Raw genomic sequence first — 20,729 nt, 5'->3', positions numbered from 1 at the left:
CACTGAAGGAGCTGAAAGGCATGAAACTGGCATTCGACACGGGTGGCACGTTCACCGACTTCGCGATGACCGAGGACGACGGCAGCATCCTGCTGCACAAGGTGCTGAGCACGCCCGATGCGCCGGCGCGCGCGGTGCTGCAGGGCGTGGACGAGCTGCTCGCCAAGGTGCGCGCCAGGCACGCCGGCAAGGCGGCCGGCGCCGGCGCGCTGCAGATCCTCGGCGCGACCACGGTGGTCACCAACGCGGTGCTCGAACGCCGCGGCGTGCACACCGCCTTCATCACCACCGACGGCTTCCAGGACATGCTGCGCATCCGCACCGAAGGCCGCTACGACCTCTACGACCTGCGCATCCAGTACCCCGAGCCGCTGGTGTCGCGCGAGCTGTGCTTCGGCGTCGACGAGCGCATCGCGGCCGACGGCACCGTCATCAAGACGCTGGACGAGGAGGGCGTGCGCGCCATCGGCCGCACGCTGCTGGAGAAGAAAGTCGAGTCGGTCGCCGTCTGCCTATTGCATGCCTACAAGTACGCGCAGCACGAGCGCCGCGTCGCCGAGCTGCTGGCCGAGGTGGCGCCCGGCATCTCGGTGTCGCTGTCGTCGACCGTGTGCCCCGAGGTGCGCGAGTACGACCGCGCCTCGACCACCGTGGTCAATGCCTACACGCGGCCGATGATGGTGGGCCATGTGAACCACCTCGAGCGCGAGCTGTCGCAGCGCGGCGTCGAAGGCCAGCTGCTGTGGATGACCTCCAGCGGCGGCGTGGTGCCGAGCTCCTCGGCCTCGCGCACGCCGGTGCGCCTCATCGAATCCGGCCCGGCCGCCGGCGCGGTGGCCGCCGCCGACTATGCGCGCCAGGCCGGCGAGCAGAGCGTGCTGTCCTTCGACATGGGCGGCACCACCGCCAAGCTGTGCCTGATCCCGAACGGCCAGCCGATGGTGGCCAACGACCTCGAGGTGGCGCGGCACGAGCGCTTTCGCAAGGGCAGCGGCTTCCCGCTCAAGATCCAGTCGATCCACATGATCGAGATCGGCGCCGGCGGCGGCAGCATCGCGGCGCGCAACAAGCTGGGGCTCCTGGGCGTCGGCCCGCGCAGTGCCGCGGCCGCGCCGGGCCCGGCCTGCTATGGCCGCGGCGGCACCGAGCCTACCGTGACCGATGCCGACCTGCTGCTCGGCTACCTCGACGAGAAATCCTTTCTCGGCGGCGATTTCGCGCTCGACCGGCCGGCCGCCGAGGCCGCGATGGCGCGGCTGGCCGATGAGCTCGGCATCAGCGCCGAGCGCTGCGCCTGGGGCATCCACGACATGGTCAACGAGAGCATGGCCGAGGCGGCCTCGATGCAGGCCACCGACAGCGGCGTCGATCCGCGCGCGCTGCCCTTGATCGCCTTCGGCGGCGCCGGCCCGGTGCATGCCTACGGCGTGGCGCGCAAGCTCGGCATCCGCAAGGTGATCTGCCCGCTGGGCGCGGGCGTGACCTCGGCCATCGGGCTGCTCGGCGCGCCGGTCGCGGCCGACCTGTCGACCAGCCTGCCGATGCGGCTGTCGGCCTGGAATCCGAGCGCCGTCCACGTGGTCAAGGCCAGCCTCGCGGCGCAGGGCCGCGAGGTGGTGCTGGCGAGCAAGGTGCCGGCCGATCGCATCGGCTTCAGCTACACGGTGGACATGCGCCATGTGGGGCAGGGCTACGAGATCTCGGTCGCATTGCCGGATCTCGATCCGGCCGATCCGGCTTTTCTCGCGGAGCTCACGGCGCGCTTCCATGCCAACTACGTCGCGCTCTACGGGCGCGCCGTCACCGGCACCGATGCCGAGGTCATCACCTGGCGCATCCGCGCCAGCGGCCCGAAGGGCGAGGTCTCGCTCGCCGGCCTGCGCGGCGAGGCCGGTGCGGTGCGCGATCCGCGCAAGGGCACGCGGCCGGTGTTCTTCTCCGAGCTCGGCAAGTTCGTCGACACGCCGGTCTACGACCACTATGCGTTGCTGCCCGGCGTGCCGGTCGAAGGCCCGGCCATCATCGAGCAGCGCGAGTCGACCGTGGTGATGGGCCCGAACGCCAGCGCCTCGCTCGATGCCCAGCACAACCTGATCATGCTTCTGTCCTGAAGGCCCATGCCATGCCCATCCTCCGACCCGACTTCAACGATCCGATCACGCTGCAGGTGATGTGGGACCGCCTGGTCTTCATCGCCGACCAGGCCGACAGCGCCCTGGGCCGCACCGCCTTCTCGCCCATCGTGCGCGAGAACCACGACTACGTGAACGTGCTGCTCGATGCCAAGGGCCGCGCGCTGGCGCAGTGCACCTGGTCCATTCCGGTGTTCATCACCACCTTGCCGATGGCGGCGCAGAACTACTTCCTGCCGGCCTTTCCGCCCGAGTCGCTGGAGCCCGGCGACGTGCTCGCCACCAACGACCCCGTGATCGGCACCGGGCACCTGCCGGACATGGTCATGCTCACGCCGATCTTCCGCCACGGCAAGATCGTCGCCTACGCGGGCAGCATCGCCCACCTGCCCGACATCGGCGGGCGGCCGCAGTCGCCCGATTCGACCGACATGTTCGAGGAAGGCATCCGCATCCCGATGCTGAAGCTGTTCAAGGCCGGCCAGCCCAACACCGACGTGTTCTCGGTCATCGAGGCCAGCGTGCGGCTGCCGCACGAGGTGCGCGGCGACATCCAGAGCATGGTGGCGGCCAACGAGGTGATGTGCCGCGAGCTGACCCGCTTCATGGACGAATACGGCATGGACGACTGCGACGGGCTGGGCGAGGCCATCTTCAGCCGCTCCGAGCGCCACATGCGCAAGGCGATCGCGGCCTGGCCCAACGGCAGCTACAAGGCCGACATGACGATCGACGGCTTCGAGACCGAGGTCAAGCTGTGCGTCAGCGTGGAGGTGCGCGGCGACTCGATCCATGTCGACTACACCGGCACCTCGCCCGAGGTCGCGCGCGGCATCAACGTGGTGCCGCACTACCGCGTCGCGCACAGCGTGTATGCGCTCAAGTGCCTGCTCGATCCCGAGACGCCGAACAACGAAGGCTGCATGGTCGCGCTCACCGATTCGGCGCCCGCGGGCTCGATCCTCAACCCGCGCCCGCATGCGGCCGGCGCGGCGCGCAACCTGGTGGGCCATTGCATCCCGAGCCTGATCTTCAAGGCGCTGCAGGACGTGGTGCCCGAAGGCGCGATGGGCGACAGCGGCGGCGCGCCGATCTGGGGCATCAACTGCCAGGGCCAGCGATCCGACGGCACGGCCTACGGCAGCGCGCAGAACTTCCATGGCGGGCAGGGCGGCCGATCGTCGATGGACGGGCTCGACACGCTGAGCTTTCCGTCCAACTGCCGCGTGACGCCGATCGAGATGTACGAACTCGCGGTGCCGGTGCTGACCGAATGCAAGGAGCTGATTCCCGACTCGGGCGGCCCCGGCAAATTCCGCGGCGGGCTCGGCCAGCGCGGCGTGATCCGCAACCTGTCGGACCGCGAGATGAACATCTACCTGAGCACCGAGCACGTGAAGTACCCGTGCCTGGGCGTGCTCGGCGGCCAGGCGGGCCGCAATGGCGCCGTGATGCACGACGGCCAGCCGGTCTTCGCCAAGGGCCGGCTGGTGCTCGCGCCCGGCGAGCGCCTGACGATCGAGCTGCCGGGCGGCGGCGGCTGGGGCGATGCGGGGCAGCGTTCGCGCTTGCAGATCGAGGACGATCTGCGGCAGGGCCTGATCAGCACGGCAGGCGCGCTGGCCGACTACGGCTATGAAGCGGCCGTGCCCGCGAAGCCTGCCAAGGTGGCGGCATGACCGCCGGCACGGCATTGAAGGGCCAGGTCGCGCTGGTCACCGGCGGCGGCTCCGGCATCGGCCGCTCGACCGCGCGGAGGCTCGCGGCCGAGGGCGCGCGCGTGGTGGTGATGGGCCGGCGCAAGGAACCGCTCGACGCGGTGGTGGCCGAGATCCATGCCACCGGCGGCCAGGCCTGGGCGCGGCAGGCGGACCTGCAGCAGCGCGAGCAGCTGCAGGATCTGGTCCGATGGATCGAGGCCGAGATCGGCGCCGTCGGCATCCTCGTCAACAACGCGGGCCTGACCAGCCGCGTGCGCAACATCCGCTGGATCGAGCCGGACGATTGGGAGTCGGCCATCTCGGTGAACCTCACGGCGGTGTACGTGCTGATGCAGGCGGTGCTGCCCGGCATGCTGGCCGCGGGCGCAGGCACGATCGTCACCGTCTCGTCGCTGGCTGCGGTGCGGCCCAACCTGCTGGGCGGCGCACCGTACGGCGCGGCCAAGGCGGCGGTGCTCAACCTGATGGGCTTCATGCACGGCACCTTCCGCAACCACAACATCCGCTCGACGACGATCCTGCCGGGCGAGGTCGACACGCCGATCATGGACACGCGCGTGCGCCCGCCGACGGCATCGGAGCGCGCCGCGATGGTGGCGCCCGACGACGTGGCGCGCGCGATCCTGCTGGCCTGCACGCTGCCGCAGGGCACGACGATCGAGCAGCTGGTGATCAGCCCGACGCTGGCGCGCGACCAGGGGCCCGACATCGAGATCAGCCGCTGGCTCGGCGCGCCCGAAGGCACGGCCGGCAAACCCTGAACCAGAGAGAGCACGATGAGCAACTCACTTCACGAGCGGCTGGCACGCGGCGACAGCGTGCTGATGGTCAACCCCAATCACATCTCGCCGACGCTGTGCGAGAAGCTGGTGCGCTCGGGCGCCGACTCGGTCTTCATCGACTGCGAGCACGGCCTGGCGAGCTTCGAGGACATCCACCACATGGCCAAGGCCGCGCGCTACGCGGGCGGCTTCGGCATCGTGCGGCCGCAGAACCAGGAGCGCTCGACGATCACGCGCTGCCTCAACGCCGGCGCCGACGGCGTGATGGTGCCGCTGATCCACACGGCCGAGATCGCGCGCCAGGTGGTGCATACCTTCCGCTATGCGATGCCGGACGACCGTGCGAGCAAGCTGCTGATCGCGATGGTCGAGTCGGTGGAGGCCGTGGGCAACCTCGACGAGATCCTCGCGGTGGAGGGCATCGACGTGTTCTTCGTCGGCCCGGGCGATCTGTCGCAGTCGATGGGCTATTCACCCGCGGTCGCGGCCGGCAAGCGGCGTCCGCAGCCGGCGCTGGATCTGGTCGACGAGACGCTGCGGCGCATTCGTGCGGCGGGCAAGATCGCGGGCACGCTGGTCGTTCGACATGACGTGGAACATCTGGTGTCGATGGGTGCACAGCTGCTCTACTACCACGCCGATCCGTTCGTGGTCGAGGGCGTGGCGGCGATGCGGCAGCTTTCGGCGCCGCGCTGACTCTTGTCCCCTCTCCCTCTGGGAGAGGGTTAGGGTGAGGGCACTGGGCCTCGGCAAGGTGCGACCCGTTCCACCGCCCGCTGCCCTCACCCCAGCCCTCTCCCAGAGGGAGAGGGAGCAAGACGCGCAAACCTATTTGGCAGCACGTATCCCGATCAACCGCCCCTCGACAAAGAGATCGTCGATCTGCTTGCGCAAGATACCTAGCACCGCACCGGCCTGATCGGACATCGGCAGATGATCGGTCACGCACAGCGAGATCGTCGCCTGCAAATCGGGCTCGACGATGCGCCGGATGACCGTCTTCCCCGCCGGCGACGAGAGGTCGGCCAATGCCGAAGGCAGCACCGTCGCGCCGAGCCCCGCATCGATCGCCTGGTGCAGCGTCGAGGCCGACTCGATCTCGGCAATGATGCGCGGCGCGATGCCGATGCGCGCGAACTCGTCGTCCAGCAGCCGGCGCAGGAAATGCATGCGGCTCGGCAGCAGCAGGTCGATGCCGGCCAGCGCGCGCAGAGGGATCGTCTGGTCGTCGGACGCCGGCAATGGCATGCCCGCCGGCGCGATCAGGAACAGCTCCTCGGTCAGCAGCGGCTGCAGCGTCACCCCTTTGATCGGGCTGCCCGCGTAGATGATCGCCATGTCCATGCGGCCCGTCATCACCATCTCGCTCAGCACCAGGCCGAAGTTGTCGTTGATGAACAGGTTGACCTGCGGATATTCGCGCCGCACCGCCTGCAGCAGCGGCATCGACAGGATCGAGGCCGTGCTGTAGGTTGCCAGGCCCACCGAGACCGCGCCCGCGATGAAGCTCGCATCGCTGCGCTCGGCAAGGTCGCGCTCCGCCTGCTCGAGATGGCTCAGGATCAGCTGCGCATGCCGATACAGTTCGCTGCCCGCGCGCGTCGGCGTGACGCCCGCATTCGAGCGGTTCAACAGCCTGTGCCTGAAGTGGTCCTCGAGCGATGCGATGTGCTGGCTCAATGCAGACTGCGCCACGCTCAACTGATGCGCCGCGGCAGAAAGGCTTCTTGCATCCACGGCGGTGACGAAGCTCTTCAAGGTCTTGAAATTCACCGTCATCGCGCTGATCGTAACCCCGGTTGACGCCTCCGGGCGATGGCTCGATGCTTGCTTGAAACACACCCCAAGAAGCAAGCACGAGGCCCCGCTTTGAATCTCAGGCGTCTGAAGTATTTCGTGAAGATCGTCGATGTCGGCAGCCTGACGCAGGCCTCCGAGGTGCTGCACGTCGCGCAGCCGGCGCTCAGCCAGCAGCTCGCGACGCTCGAAGGCGAGTTCAGGCAGCAGCTGCTGCTGCGCACGCAGAAGGGCGTGGTCCCGACCGAGGCCGGCCGCGCGCTCTACCGCCATGCCCAGATCATCCTGCGCCAGTTCGAGCAGGCGCAGTCCGACGTGCTCCATGCCGGGCGCGCGCTGTCGGGCCAGGTCTCGGTCGGACTGGCACCGGGCACGGCGGCGTCGGCGCTCGCGCTGCCGCTGCTGCAGACGGTGCAGGGCCGCTATCCGCAGATCGTGCTGCACATCAACGAGAACTTCGGCACCACGCTGTGCGACGTGGTGCGCGACGGCCGCATGGACATGGCCGTGCTGTACGGCGGCGAGCGCGTCATGCAGGGCCTGTCCTTCGACGCGCTGCTGACCGAAGACCTGTTCGTCGTGGCGCCCGAAGGCACGCTGGGCCAAGACGACGAGGTGGCGCTGGCCGAACTGCGCGATGTCGACCTGCTGCTGCCGCGTTCGAGCAACCAGCTGCGCAAGCATGTCGACCAGGCCTTCGCGTCGGCGCGCATCGTGCCGCACGTGGTGGCGGAGATGGAGTCGTCGAACACGCTGGCCGCCGCCATCGCCTCGGGCGTGGGCGCGACGATTCTGCCGGTCTCGATGGCGCGCGGCGTGGCCGCCATGGCGGCCGTCGAGCTGCGCCGCATCGTGTCGCCGACGATCGAGGTGCCGCTGTCGCTGTGCGCGTCCGACCACCTGCCGCTGTCGGAACCGGCGCAGGCGGTCAAGGCCATTCTGCTGGAGCTGGTGGACCGGCTCGAACGCGAGGCCGGCCTGCACGCGCTGCACTGAAGCTGCGTGCGGCGCTCGCCCTAGTTGGCGCAGCGCGCTTCGAGCGCGTCGATGAAGGAGCGGTCCCAGCGGCCTTCCTTCATGGCCCGCATCGTTTCTGCTTCGGCCTTCAGATGCGCGCGCGCCTTCTCGATCAATGTCTCGGCCTCATCGGGCGCGAAGGCCATCAGGCCGTCCTGGTCGCCGACCACGATGTCGCCGGGGCGCACCAGCATGCCGCCGACCGACACCGGTACGTTGATCTCGCCGGGCCCGTCCTTGTAGGGGCCGCGGTGGTTGACGCCGCGCGCATAGACCGGGAAGTCGCGCTCGCGGATCTCGGCCAGGTCGCGGATCGCGCCGTCGAGTACCACGCCGACCGTGCCGATCGTCGCGGCATAGAAGGACAGGATGCCGCCGATCACCGCATTGGTCACGTCGCCGTCGGCATCGATCACGATCACGTCGCCGGGCCGGCAGAACTCGAAGGCGCGCAGGAGCGTGAGGTTGTCGCCGCCGCGCGACTTCAACGTCACGGCGGTGCCGGCCATCGTTGCCGGCCCGGGACGGTGGTAGGGCTGCAGGCCGACGCTGCCGATGTTGCGGTGCATGTTGTCGCTCAAGGCGGCGACGGGAATGTCGCGCAGCGCGGCGATGATCTTCGCGTCGACCTGCGGGGCCGACGGGTTCTTGCGGATGCCTTTGAATTGCATGGGGTGTCCTTGGTCAAGCGTGGGGTGCGGGCGCTCAGCGCAGCTCGGCGACGGCGCGGGCGATGCGCGCGCAGCCTTCCTCGAGGATCTCGATGGAGGTTGCGATCGACAACCGGAAGTAGGGCGAGAGGCCGTAGGCCGTGCCGGCGACCGTGGCCACGCCCTGGCTTTCGAGCAGGTACATCACGACGTCGCCGTCCTCGTTCAGCACCTTGCCTTGCGGCGTGGTCTTGCCGATCAGGCCGCTGCAGTGGATGTAGAGGTAGAAGGCGCCGGGCGGCGTCGCGCAGCTCAGGCCGGGGATCGCATTGATCAAGGACAGCGTGCGGTCGCGGCGCTGCTTGTAGATCGCGACGCTCTCGGCCACGAAGCCCTGGTCGCCGTTCAGCGCGGCGGCCGCGGCGGCCTGGCTCACCGAGCAGCAGTTGCCGGTCGATTGCGACAGCAGCGTGTCCAGCGCCTGGATCAGCACGGCCGGCCCGGCCGCATAGCCGATGCGCCAGCCCGTCATCGCATAGGTCTTGGAGACGCCGTTGACCACCAGCGTGCGGTCGCGCAGCGCGGGCGCAACCGCGAGGATGTGCGGCGTCGACCGTCCGTCGAAGCGAATGTGCTCGTAGATGTCGTCGGTCATCACCATCACGTGCGGATGCCGCGCCAGCACCTCGGCCAGCGCGCGGTATTCGTCGGCCGTGTAGCTGGCACCGGTGGGATTGCTCGGCGAGTTGATCAGGAGCCAGCGCGTGCGCGGCGTGATGGCCGCTTCGAGCTGCGCGGGCGCGAGCTTGAAGCCCTGCGACTCGGGGCAGGCGATGGTGACCGGCGTGCCGTCGCAGGCCAGCACCATGTCGGGGTACGACACCCAGTAGGGCGCGGGGATGATGACCTCGTCGCCCGGCTCCAGCGTGATCGCGAAGGCGCTGTAGATCGCGCTCTTGGCGCCGCTGGTGGCGATGATCTCGTTCATCGCATAGGTCAGGCCGTTCTCGCGTTCGAGCTTGGCGGCGATCGCCTGGCGCAGTTCGACCGTGCCGGCCATCAGCGTGTAGCGCGTCGCGCCTTTCTCGATCGCCGCGCAGGCGGCCTGGCGGATGTGGGGCGGCGTGTCGAAGTCGGGCTCGCCGACGACGAGGTTGACGATCGATTGGCCCTGCCGGCGCAGCTCGTTGGCGCGGTCGGCGGCGGAGGTGCTGGGCGAGGGCTTGATGCGGCGCACGCGGGCAGCGATGCGTAAGGCGGTCATGGTCTTCCTTGGGATGCGGCGGGGTGGACAGGCTCCACGGTACGGTCATCGCGCGTCCAAGGCCAAGACAAGATCGCTCTGGTTCTATAGGCAGTGCTTATGGTGAGCCCGGGTAGGCGCCCCCGCGGCCCGGTGCTAGGCTCGGCTTTTGCATGGGGACATGGCGTGAACCTGCGGCGCCTCAAATACTTCGTGAAGATCGTGGACATCGGCAGCCTGACGCAGGCCGCCGAGGTTCTGTACATCGCCCAGCCGGCGCTGAGCCAGCAACTGGCCACGCTCGAGGGGGAGGTGCGCCAGCAGCTCCTGGTGCGCACCAAGCGCGGCGTCACGCCGACCGAGGCCGGCAAGGTGCTGTACCGCCATGCGCAGATCATCCTGCGCCAGTGCGAGCAGGCCAGCGTCGACATGGAAGCGGCCGGGCAGGGCGTGTCGGGACAGGTGTCGGTGGGCCTGGCGCCGGGCACGGCGGCCTCGGCGCTGTCGCTGCCGTTGCTGCGCACGGTGCGCGCGCGCCATCCCGGCATCCTGCTCTACCTCAATGAGAACTACGGCACCACGCTGAGCGAGCTGATCATGAACGGCCGCATGGACCTGGCCGTGCTCTACGGCGACAAGGCGATCCACGGGCTGTCCTTCCTGCCGCTGCTGAAGGAGCCGCTGTTCCTGGTCGGCCCGGCCTCGATGCCGGTGCCGGCGCAACCGGTGCGGTTGGCCGACCTCGGCGAGATCGAGCTGTTCCTGCCGCGGCCCTACAACGTGGTGCGCAAGCTGGTGAGCGAGGCCTTCGGGCGCCTCGGCATGGCGCCGCGCGTGGTGGCCGAGATCGAGTCGGCCTTCACGCTCACTGCGGCCATCGCCGACGGGCTCGGCGCCACCATCCTGCCGGCCTCGATGGCGCGCGAGGTGGTGGCGGCCTGCGGCGCCTGGCAGTTCCGCATCGTCGATCCGGTGATCGAGGCGCCGCTCGCGCTGTGCCAGTCGGACCACCTGCCGCTGTCGGAGCCGGCGCAGGCGGTGAAGGACATCCTGCTCGAGCTGGTCACCGACCTTGCCGCCACCGTGCCCTCGGCGCCCGAACCGGCCCTCAGCGCCTTGTCATAAGGCACCCTTATCCCGGCACAGCCAATCCGTCTTGGGCCTCGGGCGCCAGACGGGCTACCTTTCATGCCTGCCGTCACGCGTTCGCGGAATGCGTCGGCCACCAAGGAGCTTCCGTCGCAGCGACGGGTCCGGCATGAACCAGGAACAGATCAAGACCTTCATCGATGCGCTCGCCGCGTCGGCGCTGTCGGAGCTGGAATTCAGCGAGAACGGCTGGACGCTGCGGCTTGCGAAGCATGCGGCGCCGGCTGCGATCGCACCCGGCGCCGACGCGCCGGCACCTGCGCTGCGCGCGGCATCGTCTGTCGAATGCCTGGCGCCGCTGTACGGCGTGGTGCATCTGCAGGGTACGCCCGGCGACCCGCCCTTTGTCGAAGCCGGGCAGGCGGTCGCGGCCGGCCAGACGCTGTGCGTGATCGAGGCGATGAAGGTGTTCAACGAAGTCCGCGCCGAACGCGACGGCGTGCTGCAGTCGGTGCTGGTGGCCTCGGGCGACGAGGTCGAAGCCGGCCAGCCGCTGTTCCGCTTCGCCTGAGGAAGGGATGCCATGTTCGACACCGTCCTGATTGCCAACCGCGGCGAGATCGCCTTGCGCATCCTGCGCGCCTGCCGCGGGCTCGGCTTGCGCACCGTGGTCGCGTATTCGCAGGCCGATCGCGAGGCGGACTATGTCGCGCAGGCCGACGAGGCGCTGTGCATCGGGCCGGCGGCGCCGGGGCAGAGCTATCTGAACCAGAGCGCGATCCTGTTCGCGGCCGAGGTCAGCGGCGCACAGGCCATCCACCCGGGCTACGGCTTCCTGTCGGAGAACGCGGGCTTTGCCGAGCGCATCGAGCAAGCGGGCCTGGTGTTCGTCGGGCCGAGTGCGGCCTGCATCCGCACGCTGGGCGACAAGGTCGCGGCCAAGCGTGCGATGCGGCGTGCGGGCGTGCCTTGCGTGCCCGGGCCGGACGAAGGCCTGCCTGAAGATCCCACCGCCATCAAGACGCTGGCGCGCGAGGTCGGCTACCCGGTGATCGTGAAGGCCGCCGGCGGCGGCGGCGGACGCGGCATGCGCGTGGTGCACGACGAGTCGGGGCTGCTCGACGCGCTGGCCCTGACGCGCGAAGAAGCACGACGCGCCTTCGGCAATCCCGAGGTGTACATCGAGAAGTTTCTGGTGCATCCGCGCCATGTCGAGATCCAGGTGCTGGCCGACAAGCACGGGCATGCGGTGTGGCTCGGCAGCCGCGACTGTTCGCTGCAGCGCCGCCACCAGAAGGTGATCGAGGAGGCACCCGCGCCCGGCATCGACGAGGCGCTGATCGCCGAGGTCGGCGAGCGCTGCGCGGCGGCCTGCCGGCAGCTCGGCTATGCCGGCGTCGGCACCTTCGAATTCCTCTACGAGAAGGGCGCCTTCTATTTCATCGAGATGAACACGCGGCTGCAGGTCGAGCATCCGGTGACCGAGATGACCAGCGGCATCGACATCGTCCAGCAGCAGCTGCGCATGGCACGCGGCGAGTTGCTCGGCTTCACGCAGGCCGACGTGCGCTGCCACGGCCATGCGATCGAATGCCGCATCAATGCCGAAGACCCCGACACCTTCGCGCCGTCGCCCGGCCGCATCACCGGCTGGCAGATGCCCGGCGGCTTCGGCGTGCGGGTCGATTCGCATGCCAACGCCGGCTACCGCGTGCCGCCGTACTACGACTCGATGATCGCCAAGCTGATCGTGCAGGGCACGACGCGCGCCGACGCGCTGGACCGCATGCGCCTGGCGCTGTCGGAGATGCGCGTCGAGGGCATCGCGACCAACGTGCCGCTGCACCGCCGCATCCTGCGCGACGCGGGCTTCGATGCCGGCGGCGTCGACATCCATCATCTCGAACGCTGGCTCGCAGCGGGGAGCGCGGCGTGAGCACGCCGGGCCGCCCCAAGGGCGAATACCGCAGCGCGCAGCGCGAAGGTACTCTGGTGAACGCGCCGCACGCCGCTACCAGCCTGCTCGGCACCAGCGCGATGCTGTTCGAGGCGCCGGGCGAACTCACATTGAATTCGCAGCAGCGCATCTGGGCGCTGGCCCACGAGGCCGAGGGCTGGCCCGAGGTGCGCGAGGCGGTGCCCGGCATGAACAACCTGATGCTCAGCTTCGTGCGGCCGCCGCGCGACGTGGCGGCACTCGAGGCGCGACTGATCGCGGCATGGGACGCGGTGCACGCGCTGCCGCGCGAAGGCCGCGTGGTCGAGTTGCCGGTCGTCTATGGCGGCGAGGGCGGCCCGCACATGGCGGACGTGGTCGCGCACACGGGCCTTCGCGTGGACGAGATCGTCGAGCTGCACAGCGCGCCGCTGTACCCGGTGTATGCGCTCGGCAGCCACCCCGGCTACTGCTACCTCGGCGGCATGGACGCACGCATCGCCACGCCGCGGCGCCAGGTGCCGGTGCTGAGTATCCCGGGCGGCGCGGTGTCGATCGGCGGCGCGCAGACCGGCGTGTCGGCCTCGGCCGGGCCGAGCGGCTGGAACACCATCGGCAGCACCTCGATGTGCTTCTTCGACCCCGCGCAGGACCCGCCCGCGATGCTGCAGCCCGGCGACATGATCCGCTTTCGCGTGCAGAAGGTGCTTCGATGATCGAGATCCTTTCCGCCACCGCGCTCGCCACCGTGCAGGACCTGGGCCGCAACGGCAGCCTGCGCTGGGGCGTCGGCAGCTCCGGCGCCATGGACAAGCTTGCGCTCGCGGCCGGCAACCTGATGCTCGGCAACGACGCGAACGCGGCCGGCATCGAGGTGCCGGTGTTTCCATTCAAGCTGCGCTTCGATGAAGACTGTGCCTTTGCACTGACCGGCGCCGACTGCGCCGCGCGGCTCGACGACGAGGCCTTGCTGCCCTGGTGGGCGCATCGCGCACGGGCCGGGCAGGTGCTCACGCTCGGCCTGCCGCAGGGCGGCGCGCGGCGCGCCAGCCGCGCCATGGTGTGCGTGGCCGGCGGCATCGACGTGCCCGAGGTGCTCGGCTCGCGCAGCACGCAATTGCGCGGCGCCTTCGGCGGCCACGAAGGCCGCGCGCTGCGCCGCGGCGACGTGCTGCGCGCTGCGCGCGGCGGTGCGGACTGCGTCGCGGGCTTCGGGCTGGTTCCGCCGGCACTGGCGCTGCCGCTCGATGTCGACGGCGTGCCCGCGGTGCGCGTGCTGCCGGCGGCCGAGTACCTGCGCTTCGAGGAAGCCTCGCGCGCCGCGTTCTGGTCGAAGGAATGGAAGATCACCGCGCAGAGCGACCGCTACGGCTATCGCCTCGAAGGCGAGGCGCTGCGGCCGGTGGCGCCGATGGAGATGCGCTCGCACGGCATCGTGCCGGGCGTGATCCAGGTGCCGCACAGCGGGCAGCCGATCATCCAGATGCGCGACGCGCAGCCCTCGGGCGGCTATCCGAAGTTCGGCACGGTGATCGAGGCCGATCTGTGGCGCCTCGGCCAGGCGCCGATCGGCAGCCGGATCCGTTTCGTCGAGACGAACTGGGACGAGGCCGTCGCCGCGCTGGAGCAAGCCGAGGCCTGGTTGCGCAAGGTCAGCCGGATGGTCGGCCTGCATCGCGGATCGCCGGCGGTCGCATCATGAAGACGCCCGCCGAGCTGGAACAGCTCACGGCCTGGCTCGCGCAGACCGACATCGGCCTGCTGGAGCTGCGCATGCCCGGCGGCACGGTGCGGCTCGACAACCCGCGCGCCACCGCACGCGCAGTGGCGCCCGGCACGGTGATCGCCGCGTCGTCGGTCGGCGTGTTCCTGCACGCCCATCCGCTCGCCGAAGCGCCCCTCGTGCGCGCGGGCGAACGCGTGCGTGCAGGACAGCCCGTGGGCCTGCTGCGCATCGGCCCGCTGCTGCTGCCGGTCGCCGCGCTGCGCGACGGCGTGGTCGCGGCCATGCGCGCGGCCGACGGCACGCCGGTCGGCTACGGCACGGCACTGGTCGAACTGCAAGCGCCCTGAAGCACCAACGAAGGACAGCTACACCATGGACATCGATCTGAACGCCGATCTCGGCGAGGGCTTCGGCCCCTGGCGCATGGGGGAGGACGAGTCGCTGCTGGAGATCGTCTCCTCCGCCAACGTGGCCTGCGGCTTCCATGCCGGCGATCCGGTCATCATGGAGCGCACGGTGCGCATGGCGAAGGCGCGCGGCGTCGATGTCGGCGCGCATGTGGGTTTTCCCGACCTGCTCGGATTCGGACGGCGGCCGATGCAGATCGACGTGAAGGAGCTCGCGAGCTACGTGCTCTACCAGCTCGGTGCGCTGGCCGGCATGGCGCGCACCGCGGGACACCGCATGACGCACATGAGCTTCCACGGCGCGCTCGGCAACATGGCCGCGGCCGACGCCGCGCTGGCCGGGCCGCTGGTGCGCGCGGTCGCGGACTTCGACCCCGCACTGATCGTCAGCACCTCGGCCAGCCGCGCGATCGAGGATGCGGCGCGCGATTGCGGCCTGCGCGTCGCGATCACCTTCCTGGCCGACCGCGCCTGCCATGCCGACGGTCTCCTGGTGCCGCGCAAGCTGCCCGATTCGGTGATCCATGACCGCGACATCGTGCTGGCCCGCGTGCGCCAGCTGCTGGCCCAGGGCACCGTCACCGCCTACGACGGCCAGACGATTCCGATGGAGGCGAACTCGATCCTGCTGCATGGCGACACGCCGGGCGCGGTGGCGCTCGCGCGCACGGTGCGCGAGGTGGTCGAACAGGCCGGGCGCATCGTGCCGATCTCGCGCCAGCTTGCATGACATAAGGGTGTCTTATTGCTCCACAGCCAATCCGTCTTGGCGTGTCGCGAAGCCGCTCGATACAGTGAATTCAACAGCACAGACAGACAAGGAACCGAAGATGCCTTTTTCCGATTACAAGACCGCACTGGTGACCGGCGCCTCCTCGGGCATCGGGGCCGCGGTGGTCGAGCGCCTGTGCAAGGAAGGCCTCACGGTCCACGCGCTGGCACGCAGTGCCGGCAAGCTGGCCGAGCTGGCCGAACGCACCGGCTGCATCCCGCAGGCCCTCGACGTCAGCGATCTCGCGGGCATCACCGCGCTGACGAAGAAGGTCGAGTTCGACGTGCTGGTCAACAGTGCCGGCGTCGACCGGCCGGGCTCGATCCTGAAGGCAGATGCCGAGGGCATCGACCTGCTGATCGACGTCAACCTGCGCGCGGTGCTGCACCTGTGCCGGCTGGTGCTGCCGGGCATGGTGGCGCGCGACCGCGGCCACGTGGTCAACATCAGCTCCATCGCGGCGGCCTACAACTTCGGCGGCAACAGCACCTACCACGCGACCAAGGCCGCGGTCAGCATGCTGTCGCGCCAATTGCGCATCGATGCCTACGGCAAGCGCGTGCGCGTGACCGAGATCTGCCCCGGCCGCGTGGCCACCGACATCTTCGCGCACGTGCATGGCGATTCGGACGAGATCCGCGCGCGCTTCATCGACGGCTTCGAGCTGCCGCAGGCCGCGGACATCGCCGATGCGATCGCCTTCGCGATCGCCGCGCCGATCGCGGTCAACGTCGGCCACATGGAAATCACGCCCACGCTGCAGGTGCCGGGCGGCCTGTCCACCGCGCGGCCCGAGGCGCCGCAGGCCTGAGCGGCACGGTCCTCCCGCAACCACCACGCAACCGGGAACGCGCATGAAGGACTTCGACCTGATCGCCGTCTTGATGAAGCCGGAATTCGGCGCCATGCTGCTGCACGGCGTGGAGGCCACGCTGCAGATCGCGGCCGGCTCGTGGCTGCTCGCGATGGCGATCGCGCTGGCGCTGCTGGTGGTGCGGCTCACCACCCACCCGGTGGCCGAGCGCGTGGTCGCGGCCTATGTCTCCTACCACCGCAACGTGCCGACGCTGGTGCAGCTGATGTTCTGGTACTTCGGCATCTTCAGCCTGCTGCCCGATGCGCTGCAAGGCTGGCTTTCGGCGCACAACGCCGAGCTGCTGCTGTCGATCGTCGCGCTCGGCCTCTGCCAGGCCGCGTACTTCAGCGAGGACATGCGCTCCGGTCTGCGTTCCATTCCGCCCGGGCAGTCCGAGGCGGCGCGTGCGCTGGGCCACGGCTACATCGGCGCGATGCGCCATGTGCTGCTGCCGCAGGCGATCCGCAACGCGGTGCCGGCGCTGGTCAATCACAGCGTGTCGCTGTTCAAGAACAGCAGCCTCGCGATGGCGATCGGCGTCGCCGAGTTGACGCATGCGGTGAAGGAAATCGAGAGCCAGAGCTTCCGCGCCTTCGAGGCCTACAGCGTGGCGACCCTCCTCTACCTGTTCTTCTCGCTGCTGATCATGGCCGGCGGCGCGTGGCTGGCCCGGCGCTATCGCATCGTCGGAGCGAGGTGAGCGATGTACAGCGTCTACGAAATCCTTCGCGACAACTGGCTGCTGCTGCTGGTCGGGCAGTATCCGAGCGGCCCGCTCGGCGGCATCGTCGCCACGCTGATCCTGTCGGTGCTGGGCATCGTGCTGGCCTTCCCGCTGTCGGTGCTGCTGGCGCTGGCGCGGCTGTCGCCGTGGCGCGCGCTGCGCTGGCCCGCGGCGGTGCTGGTGTACGTGGTGCGCGGCGTGCCGCTCCTGATGGTGATCCTGTGGGTCTACTTCCTGGTGCCGATCCTGGTCGGGCGCGAGGTCTCGGGCTTCACCACCATGCTGTGCACGCTGGTGATCTACGAGGGCGCCTACCTGTCCGAGGTGGTGCGCGCCGGCATCCTGGCGCTGCCCAAGGGCCAGACCGAGGCCGCGCGCGCGCTCGGCCACAGCCACCTCGGCACGATGTGGTCGGTGATCCTGCCGCAGGCGCTCTACAACATGCTGCCGAGCATGCTGAGCCAGTTCATCTCGACCATCAAGGAAACCACGCTGGGCTACGTGATCAACGTGCAGGAACTCACCTTCGCGGCCAACCAGATCAACAACCAGCTGCTGACCAAGCCGTTCCAGGTCTTCTTCATCCTGGCGATGACCTACTACGTCGTCTGCTTCAGCCTCACGCAGCTCGCGCAGTGGGTGGAGCGGCGCATCGCCCACAAGCGGCTCGGCGCGAAGACGGCGGCGCTGCCCGGCGGCGACGTGTCCCTGCCGCCGCCCATCGTCGCAAATCCCTGAGGAGACTTTGCATGACTTCCGCTTCCGCTTCCGGTACCGATGCCATGATCCTGTTCTCCCACATCGACAAGTGGTACGGCGACTACCAGGCGCTGGCCGACATCAACGCCGAGGTGAAGAAGGGCGAGGTGGTGGTCGTGTGCGGGCCTTCGGGCTCGGGCAAGTCGACCTTGATCCGCACCGTCAACCGGCTTGAAGAGATCGGCAAGGGGCAACTGCTGTTCGACGGCCACGACATTCACGCGCCGATGCGCAGCGCTGCGCTCAACCGGCTGCGCAGCCGCATCGGCTTCGTGTTCCAGAGCTTCAACCTGTTCCCGCATCTGTCGGTGCTGGAGAACATCATGCTGTCGCCGATGCGCGTGCTCGGCGTGAAGCGCGCGGATGCCAAGGCCAAGGCCGCGCAGCTGCTGGAGCGTGTCGGCCTCTCGAACAAGGCGGGCGCCTATCCGGCGCAGCTCTCGGGCGGCCAGCAGCAGCGCGTGGCGATCGCGCGTGCGCTCGCGATGGAGCCGCCGGCGATGCTGTTCGACGAACCCACGAGCGCGCTCGACCCCGAGATGGTGGGCGAGGTGCTCTCGGTGATGCGCAGCCTCGCCGACGAAGGCATGACCATGATGTGCGTCACGCACGAGATGAATTTCGCGCGCGACGTGGCCGATCGCGTGTGGTTCATGGACGCGGGGCGGATTCTTGAAGAGGCGGATCCGGAGACCTTCTTCAACAGCCCTCAGCATCCGCGTGCCAAGCGCTTCTTGTCCGATCTGCGAGCGCATTGATGGCACACCCCCAGTCTTCGCGCACTTCGTGTCGCTTCGCCAACCCCCTTGCAGGGGGCAACACCGGCGGACCGGCGAAGCCGGATCCGCGGTGTTTCCCGTTTCTCGTTTCATCTTCAACCAGGAGTTCATCACCATGAAGACCGTCTTTCGTCTCGCCGCCATCGGTTGCAGCCTTTCCGTGCTGTCCCTACTGGCCCATGCCGACCAGTGGGACGAGATCAGCCAGCGCAAGGAGCTGCGATGCGGCACCTTCGCCGACGTGCCGCCCTTCGCCGCGCCGGATCCGAAGACGCGCGAGATGGTCGGCCACGACGTCGACCTCTGCAACGCGCTGGCCAAGCAGCTCGGCGTCACCGCCAAGGTCACGCCGCTCTCGGTGGAAGCGCGCGTGCCCGAGGTCAAGCTCGGCCGCGTCGACGTGACCATCGCCAACCTGGCCTACACCAAGAGCCGCGGCGAGCAGATCCAGTTCAGCGATCCGTACTACGTCGCCAAGGAAATGCTCGCGGTGAAGGCCTCCGACCCGGGCACCACCAAGGCCGACTACAAGGGCAAGCGGCTGAGCTCGACCAAGGGCTCGACCTCGGAGCTGTCGATCAAGATGAACGGCTCGGAGCCGGTGACCTTCCAGGACACGGGCTCGGCCTTCATGGCCGTGCAGCAGAACAAGTCGGTGGGCATGGTCGCCAACACCATGACCATCACCAAGCTGGTCAATCAGTCGAAGACCGACGGCGTGCCGCTGAAGATGATCAAGGATCCGATGGTGCTGCAGCCGATCGGCATCGGCATGAAGAAGGACGAGCCGGTGCTGCTCGCCAAGGTCAATGCGGCGCTCTACGCGCTCGAGAAGTCGGGCGAGCTCGACCGGCTGTGGGCGAAGTGGCTCGGCCCGAACACCGAATACAAGATGGTGCGCGAAGAGAAGGTCATGCCGCTGGCCGACCTCAAGTTCGAGCTGCTGCCCTGATCGCCGACTTGGGCCGGAAGGCCTTGCACACCGCGTCGTCGGCCTCGAGGTAGGGGCCGCCGATCAGGTCGATGCAGTAGGGCACGGCGGCGAAGATGCCGGGCACGGCTTGCGAGCCGTCGGCGTTCTTCAGGCCTTCGAGCGTCTCGGCGATGGATTTCGGCTGGCCGGGCAGGTTGATGATCAGGCTCTTGTCGCGGATCACCGCGACCTGGCGCGACAGGATCGCGGTCGGCACGAAGTGCAGGCTGATCTGGCGCATCTGTTCGCCGAAGCCGGGCATCGTCTTGTGCGCGACGGCCAGCGTGGCCTCGGGCGTTACGTCGCGCAGTGCCGGCCCGGTGCCGCCGGTGGTCAGCACCAGCGCGCAGCCGGCGTCGACCAGCTCGATCAGCGCGGCGCTGATGGCGGCCTCGTCGTCCGGTATCAGCCGTGCCGCGAAGGTGATGGGATTGCGCAGCGCGCGTTGCAGCCATTCCTGCAGTGCGGGCAGGCCCTTGTCCTCGTAGACGCCGCTCGATGCACGGTCGCTGACCGAGACGATGCCGATGCGCACGGGGTCCATGTCAGAGACTCCCGGTGCGCTGCGGACAAGACTGGCGCGGCCAAGACCAGGAACACCGCGGAACTGGCTTCGCCAGGCTGCTGGTGTTGCCCCCAGCGGGGGTTGGCGGCCACACGAAGTGGGCAAGCCTGGGGGTGAGCTTGATCATGCGTCCTCCTCGCGTGACTGCTCGGCGGCCTCGGCGGCATGGTCATCCGTGCCGTGCACGCTCAGCTGCGCGCGCACGATCCGGAACACCTCGCGGTAGGCCTTGGCCTGCCGCGGCGCCTCGCCGGGCGGGCCGGCCTTGATGTCCTTGCGCGCCTGGCGCACCAGCGCGCGCAGCTGCTGGGCGTCGGTGTCGGGATGGGTTTCGATCCAGCCGCCGAGCGCGTCGTCGTCGGCGATGATGCGGTCGCGCCAGCGCTCGGCATCGTGCAGCGCGGCGGTTTCCTGGGCCGGGCCGCGGTTCTGCTCGTCGAGCGCAGCGCGCACCGCATCGAGCGTGGCCGCGTCGAGCCCGCGCATCAGCTTGCCGACGAACTGCATCTGGCGGCGTTTGCCTTCGAAATTGGTGATGCGCCGGGCCTCTTCGATGGCGTCGCGCAGCTTCTCGCCGAGGTCGAGCTTGTCGAAGAGACCTGCGCGCAGCCCGAGCAGGGCTTCGCCCAGCGCCTGCAGCTCCGTGCTCTCGCGCTTGAGATCGGTCTTGCTGGCGGCATCGGTGCCCTTGAGCTCGCGCTTGAGCTCCAGATCGAGCTCACTGCCTTCCGCCACGAACTGGCCGCGGACGAAATAGCCTTTTTTGGGTTTGCGGGACATGTGGGGAAATCGTTGACTCCC

At 69.1% G+C, this 20,729-nt stretch carries 22 protein-coding genes; 17 read left to right on the top strand and 5 right to left on the bottom strand.

Translation table 11 applies throughout. From position 1 onward, the window contains the following. Nucleotides 1-20: 20 nt before the first annotated feature. Genes WDLP6_RS16525 through WDLP6_RS16510 form a run of 4 tightly spaced genes read left to right on the top strand, consistent with a single transcriptional unit; the run spans nucleotide 21 to nucleotide 5,331 of the window. Nucleotides 21-2,111 carry a hydantoinase/oxoprolinase family protein gene (locus tag WDLP6_RS16525; RefSeq protein WP_162593217.1) on the top strand — a complete coding sequence of 697 codons (2,091 nt, stop codon included), beginning with the start codon at nucleotides 21-23 and terminating at the stop codon, nucleotides 2,109-2,111. 11 nt (nucleotides 2,112-2,122) lie between these two features. Further along, nucleotides 2,123-3,811, top strand: coding sequence for a hydantoinase B/oxoprolinase family protein (locus tag WDLP6_RS16520; protein WP_162593216.1), 1,689 nt, complete (start codon nucleotides 2,123-2,125; stop codon nucleotides 3,809-3,811). Next, nucleotides 3,808-4,614 carry an SDR family oxidoreductase gene (locus tag WDLP6_RS16515; RefSeq protein ID WP_162593215.1) on the top strand — a complete coding sequence of 269 codons (807 nt, stop codon included), beginning with the start codon at nucleotides 3,808-3,810 and terminating at the stop codon, nucleotides 4,612-4,614. Before WDLP6_RS16520 ends, WDLP6_RS16515 begins: the two co-directional genes overlap by 4 nt. Nucleotides 4,615-4,629: 15 nt before the next feature. Then, the gene (locus WDLP6_RS16510) at nucleotides 4,630-5,331 is read left to right on the top strand and encodes an HpcH/HpaI aldolase family protein (RefSeq protein WP_162593214.1); all 702 of its coding nucleotides are present in this window, start codon (nucleotides 4,630-4,632) and stop codon (nucleotides 5,329-5,331) included. 132 nt (nucleotides 5,332-5,463) lie between these two features. Here the strand turns inward: WDLP6_RS16510 and WDLP6_RS16505 are convergent, their stop codons facing one another. Next, nucleotides 5,464-6,414 carry a LysR substrate-binding domain-containing protein gene (locus WDLP6_RS16505; protein WP_162593213.1) on the bottom strand — a complete coding sequence of 317 codons (951 nt, stop codon included), beginning with the start codon at nucleotides 6,412-6,414 and terminating at the stop codon, nucleotides 5,464-5,466. A 90-nt stretch (nucleotides 6,415-6,504) separates the two neighbouring features. On the opposite strand from WDLP6_RS16505, the gene nac (WDLP6_RS16500) reads away from it, so the two are divergent. After that, complete coding sequence (gene nac / locus WDLP6_RS16500) at nucleotides 6,505-7,428, top strand: nitrogen assimilation transcriptional regulator NAC (protein WP_162593212.1); 924 nt, start codon at nucleotides 6,505-6,507, stop codon at nucleotides 7,426-7,428. A gap of 20 nt (nucleotides 7,429-7,448) precedes the next feature. Here nac (WDLP6_RS16500) and WDLP6_RS16495 read toward each other — a convergent pair whose 3' ends face one another. Next, a complete protein-coding gene (locus WDLP6_RS16495) occupies nucleotides 7,449-8,120 on the bottom strand; it encodes an RraA family protein (protein ID WP_162593211.1) in 672 nt (223 codons plus the stop codon). Nucleotides 8,121-8,154: 34 nt separating this feature from the next. Then, nucleotides 8,155-9,363, bottom strand: a complete 1,209-nt coding sequence (locus WDLP6_RS16490) for an aspartate transaminase (RefSeq protein ID WP_162593210.1) — start codon at nucleotides 9,361-9,363, stop codon at nucleotides 8,155-8,157. A 165-nt stretch (nucleotides 9,364-9,528) separates the two neighbouring features. Between WDLP6_RS16490 and nac (WDLP6_RS16485) the strand changes: the two genes are divergently transcribed. The 12 genes from nac (WDLP6_RS16485) to WDLP6_RS16430 all read left to right on the top strand — a co-directional run bounded on the left by nac (WDLP6_RS16485) (nucleotide 9,529) and on the right by WDLP6_RS16430 (nucleotide 19,342). Beyond that, nucleotides 9,529-10,467, top strand: a complete 939-nt coding sequence (nac, locus tag WDLP6_RS16485) for a nitrogen assimilation transcriptional regulator NAC (RefSeq protein WP_162568192.1) — start codon at nucleotides 9,529-9,531, stop codon at nucleotides 10,465-10,467. A gap of 133 nt (nucleotides 10,468-10,600) precedes the next feature. After that, entirely contained in the window at nucleotides 10,601-11,002 is a 402-nt protein-coding gene (locus WDLP6_RS16480) for an acetyl-CoA carboxylase biotin carboxyl carrier protein (protein ID WP_162593209.1), read from the top strand. 12 nt (nucleotides 11,003-11,014) lie between these two features. Then, nucleotides 11,015-12,367, top strand: coding sequence for an acetyl-CoA carboxylase biotin carboxylase subunit (gene accC / locus WDLP6_RS16475; RefSeq protein WP_162593208.1), 1,353 nt, complete (start codon nucleotides 11,015-11,017; stop codon nucleotides 12,365-12,367). A 56-nt stretch (nucleotides 12,368-12,423) separates the two neighbouring features. Further along, complete coding sequence (gene pxpB, locus WDLP6_RS16470) at nucleotides 12,424-13,083, top strand: 5-oxoprolinase subunit PxpB (protein WP_269475603.1); 660 nt, start codon at nucleotides 12,424-12,426, stop codon at nucleotides 13,081-13,083. Next, nucleotides 13,080-14,069, top strand: a complete 990-nt coding sequence (locus tag WDLP6_RS16465) for a biotin-dependent carboxyltransferase family protein (RefSeq protein ID WP_162593207.1) — start codon at nucleotides 13,080-13,082, stop codon at nucleotides 14,067-14,069. Before pxpB ends, WDLP6_RS16465 begins: the two co-directional genes overlap by 4 nt. Beyond that, nucleotides 14,066-14,440 (top strand): acetyl-CoA carboxylase biotin carboxyl carrier protein, encoded by a 375-nt coding sequence (locus WDLP6_RS16460; protein ID WP_162593206.1) that lies wholly within the window; start codon nucleotides 14,066-14,068, stop codon nucleotides 14,438-14,440. Before WDLP6_RS16465 ends, WDLP6_RS16460 begins: the two co-directional genes overlap by 4 nt. 25 nt (nucleotides 14,441-14,465) lie before the next feature. Further along, nucleotides 14,466-15,230, top strand: coding sequence for a LamB/YcsF family protein (locus tag WDLP6_RS16455; protein WP_162593205.1), 765 nt, complete (start codon nucleotides 14,466-14,468; stop codon nucleotides 15,228-15,230). Nucleotides 15,231-15,330: 100 nt separating this feature from the next. After that, nucleotides 15,331-16,083 carry an SDR family oxidoreductase gene (locus WDLP6_RS16450; RefSeq protein WP_162593204.1) on the top strand — a complete coding sequence of 251 codons (753 nt, stop codon included), beginning with the start codon at nucleotides 15,331-15,333 and terminating at the stop codon, nucleotides 16,081-16,083. 43 nt (nucleotides 16,084-16,126) lie between these two features. Continuing rightward, nucleotides 16,127-16,828 carry an amino acid ABC transporter permease gene (locus tag WDLP6_RS16445; RefSeq protein ID WP_162593203.1) on the top strand — a complete coding sequence of 234 codons (702 nt, stop codon included), beginning with the start codon at nucleotides 16,127-16,129 and terminating at the stop codon, nucleotides 16,826-16,828. 3 nt (nucleotides 16,829-16,831) lie between these two features. Next, the gene (locus WDLP6_RS16440; RefSeq protein WP_162568183.1) at nucleotides 16,832-17,590 is read left to right on the top strand and encodes an amino acid ABC transporter permease; all 759 of its coding nucleotides are present in this window, start codon (nucleotides 16,832-16,834) and stop codon (nucleotides 17,588-17,590) included. A 44-nt stretch (nucleotides 17,591-17,634) separates the two neighbouring features. Further along, complete coding sequence (locus WDLP6_RS16435; protein ID WP_162570514.1) at nucleotides 17,635-18,369, top strand: amino acid ABC transporter ATP-binding protein; 735 nt, start codon at nucleotides 17,635-17,637, stop codon at nucleotides 18,367-18,369. Nucleotides 18,370-18,505: 136 nt separating this feature from the next. Beyond that, nucleotides 18,506-19,342 (top strand): ABC transporter substrate-binding protein, encoded by an 837-nt coding sequence (locus tag WDLP6_RS16430; RefSeq protein WP_232077086.1) that lies wholly within the window; start codon nucleotides 18,506-18,508, stop codon nucleotides 19,340-19,342. On the opposite strand, the gene mog is transcribed toward WDLP6_RS16430, so the two are convergent. Together mog and yjgA are read right to left on the bottom strand one after the other, a co-directional pair. After that, nucleotides 19,320-19,907, bottom strand: coding sequence for a molybdopterin adenylyltransferase (gene mog, locus WDLP6_RS16425; protein ID WP_162593202.1), 588 nt, complete (start codon nucleotides 19,905-19,907; stop codon nucleotides 19,320-19,322). The genes WDLP6_RS16430 and mog overlap by 23 nt on opposite strands. A gap of 144 nt (nucleotides 19,908-20,051) precedes the next feature. Beyond that, on the bottom strand, nucleotides 20,052-20,708 hold the full coding sequence (yjgA, locus tag WDLP6_RS16420; RefSeq protein WP_162568181.1) for a ribosome biogenesis factor YjgA: 657 nt from the start codon (nucleotides 20,706-20,708) through the stop codon (nucleotides 20,052-20,054). Nucleotides 20,709-20,729: the final 21 nt, after the last annotated feature.

This window comes from Variovorax sp. PBL-E5 (genome assembly GCF_901827185.1).
In the GTDB taxonomy this organism is placed as follows: Bacteria; Pseudomonadota; Gammaproteobacteria; order Burkholderiales; family Burkholderiaceae_C; genus Variovorax.
Note: the sequence above shows the minus strand (reverse complement) of the source record. Positions and strands in the feature narration are given on the sequence as shown.

Bases quoted from the DNA above. Each gene is read 5' to 3' on its own strand.
- WDLP6_RS16525 (WP_162593217.1), top strand. From the start codon at position 21: ATGAAACTGGCATTCGACACGGGTGGCACGTTCACCGACTTCGCGATG.
- WDLP6_RS16520 (WP_162593216.1), top strand. From the start codon at position 2,123: ATGCCCATCCTCCGACCCGACTTCAACGATCCGATCACGCTGCAGGTG.
- WDLP6_RS16515 (WP_162593215.1), top strand. From the start codon at position 3,808: ATGACCGCCGGCACGGCATTGAAGGGCCAGGTCGCGCTGGTCACCGGC.
- WDLP6_RS16510 (WP_162593214.1), top strand. From the start codon at position 4,630: ATGAGCAACTCACTTCACGAGCGGCTGGCACGCGGCGACAGCGTGCTG.
- WDLP6_RS16505 (WP_162593213.1), bottom strand. From the start codon at position 6,414: ATGACGGTGAATTTCAAGACCTTGAAGAGCTTCGTCACCGCCGTGGAT.
- WDLP6_RS16495 (WP_162593211.1), bottom strand. From the start codon at position 8,120: ATGCAATTCAAAGGCATCCGCAAGAACCCGTCGGCCCCGCAGGTCGAC.
- WDLP6_RS16490 (WP_162593210.1), bottom strand. From the start codon at position 9,363: ATGACCGCCTTACGCATCGCTGCCCGCGTGCGCCGCATCAAGCCCTCG.
- WDLP6_RS16480 (WP_162593209.1), top strand. From the start codon at position 10,601: ATGAACCAGGAACAGATCAAGACCTTCATCGATGCGCTCGCCGCGTCG.
- accC (WP_162593208.1), top strand. From the start codon at position 11,015: ATGTTCGACACCGTCCTGATTGCCAACCGCGGCGAGATCGCCTTGCGC.
- WDLP6_RS16465 (WP_162593207.1), top strand. From the start codon at position 13,080: ATGATCGAGATCCTTTCCGCCACCGCGCTCGCCACCGTGCAGGACCTG.
- WDLP6_RS16460 (WP_162593206.1), top strand. From the start codon at position 14,066: ATGAAGACGCCCGCCGAGCTGGAACAGCTCACGGCCTGGCTCGCGCAG.
- WDLP6_RS16455 (WP_162593205.1), top strand. From the start codon at position 14,466: ATGGACATCGATCTGAACGCCGATCTCGGCGAGGGCTTCGGCCCCTGG.
- WDLP6_RS16450 (WP_162593204.1), top strand. From the start codon at position 15,331: ATGCCTTTTTCCGATTACAAGACCGCACTGGTGACCGGCGCCTCCTCG.
- WDLP6_RS16445 (WP_162593203.1), top strand. From the start codon at position 16,127: ATGAAGGACTTCGACCTGATCGCCGTCTTGATGAAGCCGGAATTCGGC.
- WDLP6_RS16440 (WP_162568183.1), top strand. From the start codon at position 16,832: ATGTACAGCGTCTACGAAATCCTTCGCGACAACTGGCTGCTGCTGCTG.
- WDLP6_RS16435 (WP_162570514.1), top strand. From the start codon at position 17,635: ATGATCCTGTTCTCCCACATCGACAAGTGGTACGGCGACTACCAGGCG.
- WDLP6_RS16430 (WP_232077086.1), top strand. From the start codon at position 18,506: ATGAAGACCGTCTTTCGTCTCGCCGCCATCGGTTGCAGCCTTTCCGTG.
- mog (WP_162593202.1), bottom strand. From the start codon at position 19,907: ATGGACCCCGTGCGCATCGGCATCGTCTCGGTCAGCGACCGTGCATCG.
- yjgA (WP_162568181.1), bottom strand. From the start codon at position 20,708: ATGTCCCGCAAACCCAAAAAAGGCTATTTCGTCCGCGGCCAGTTCGTG.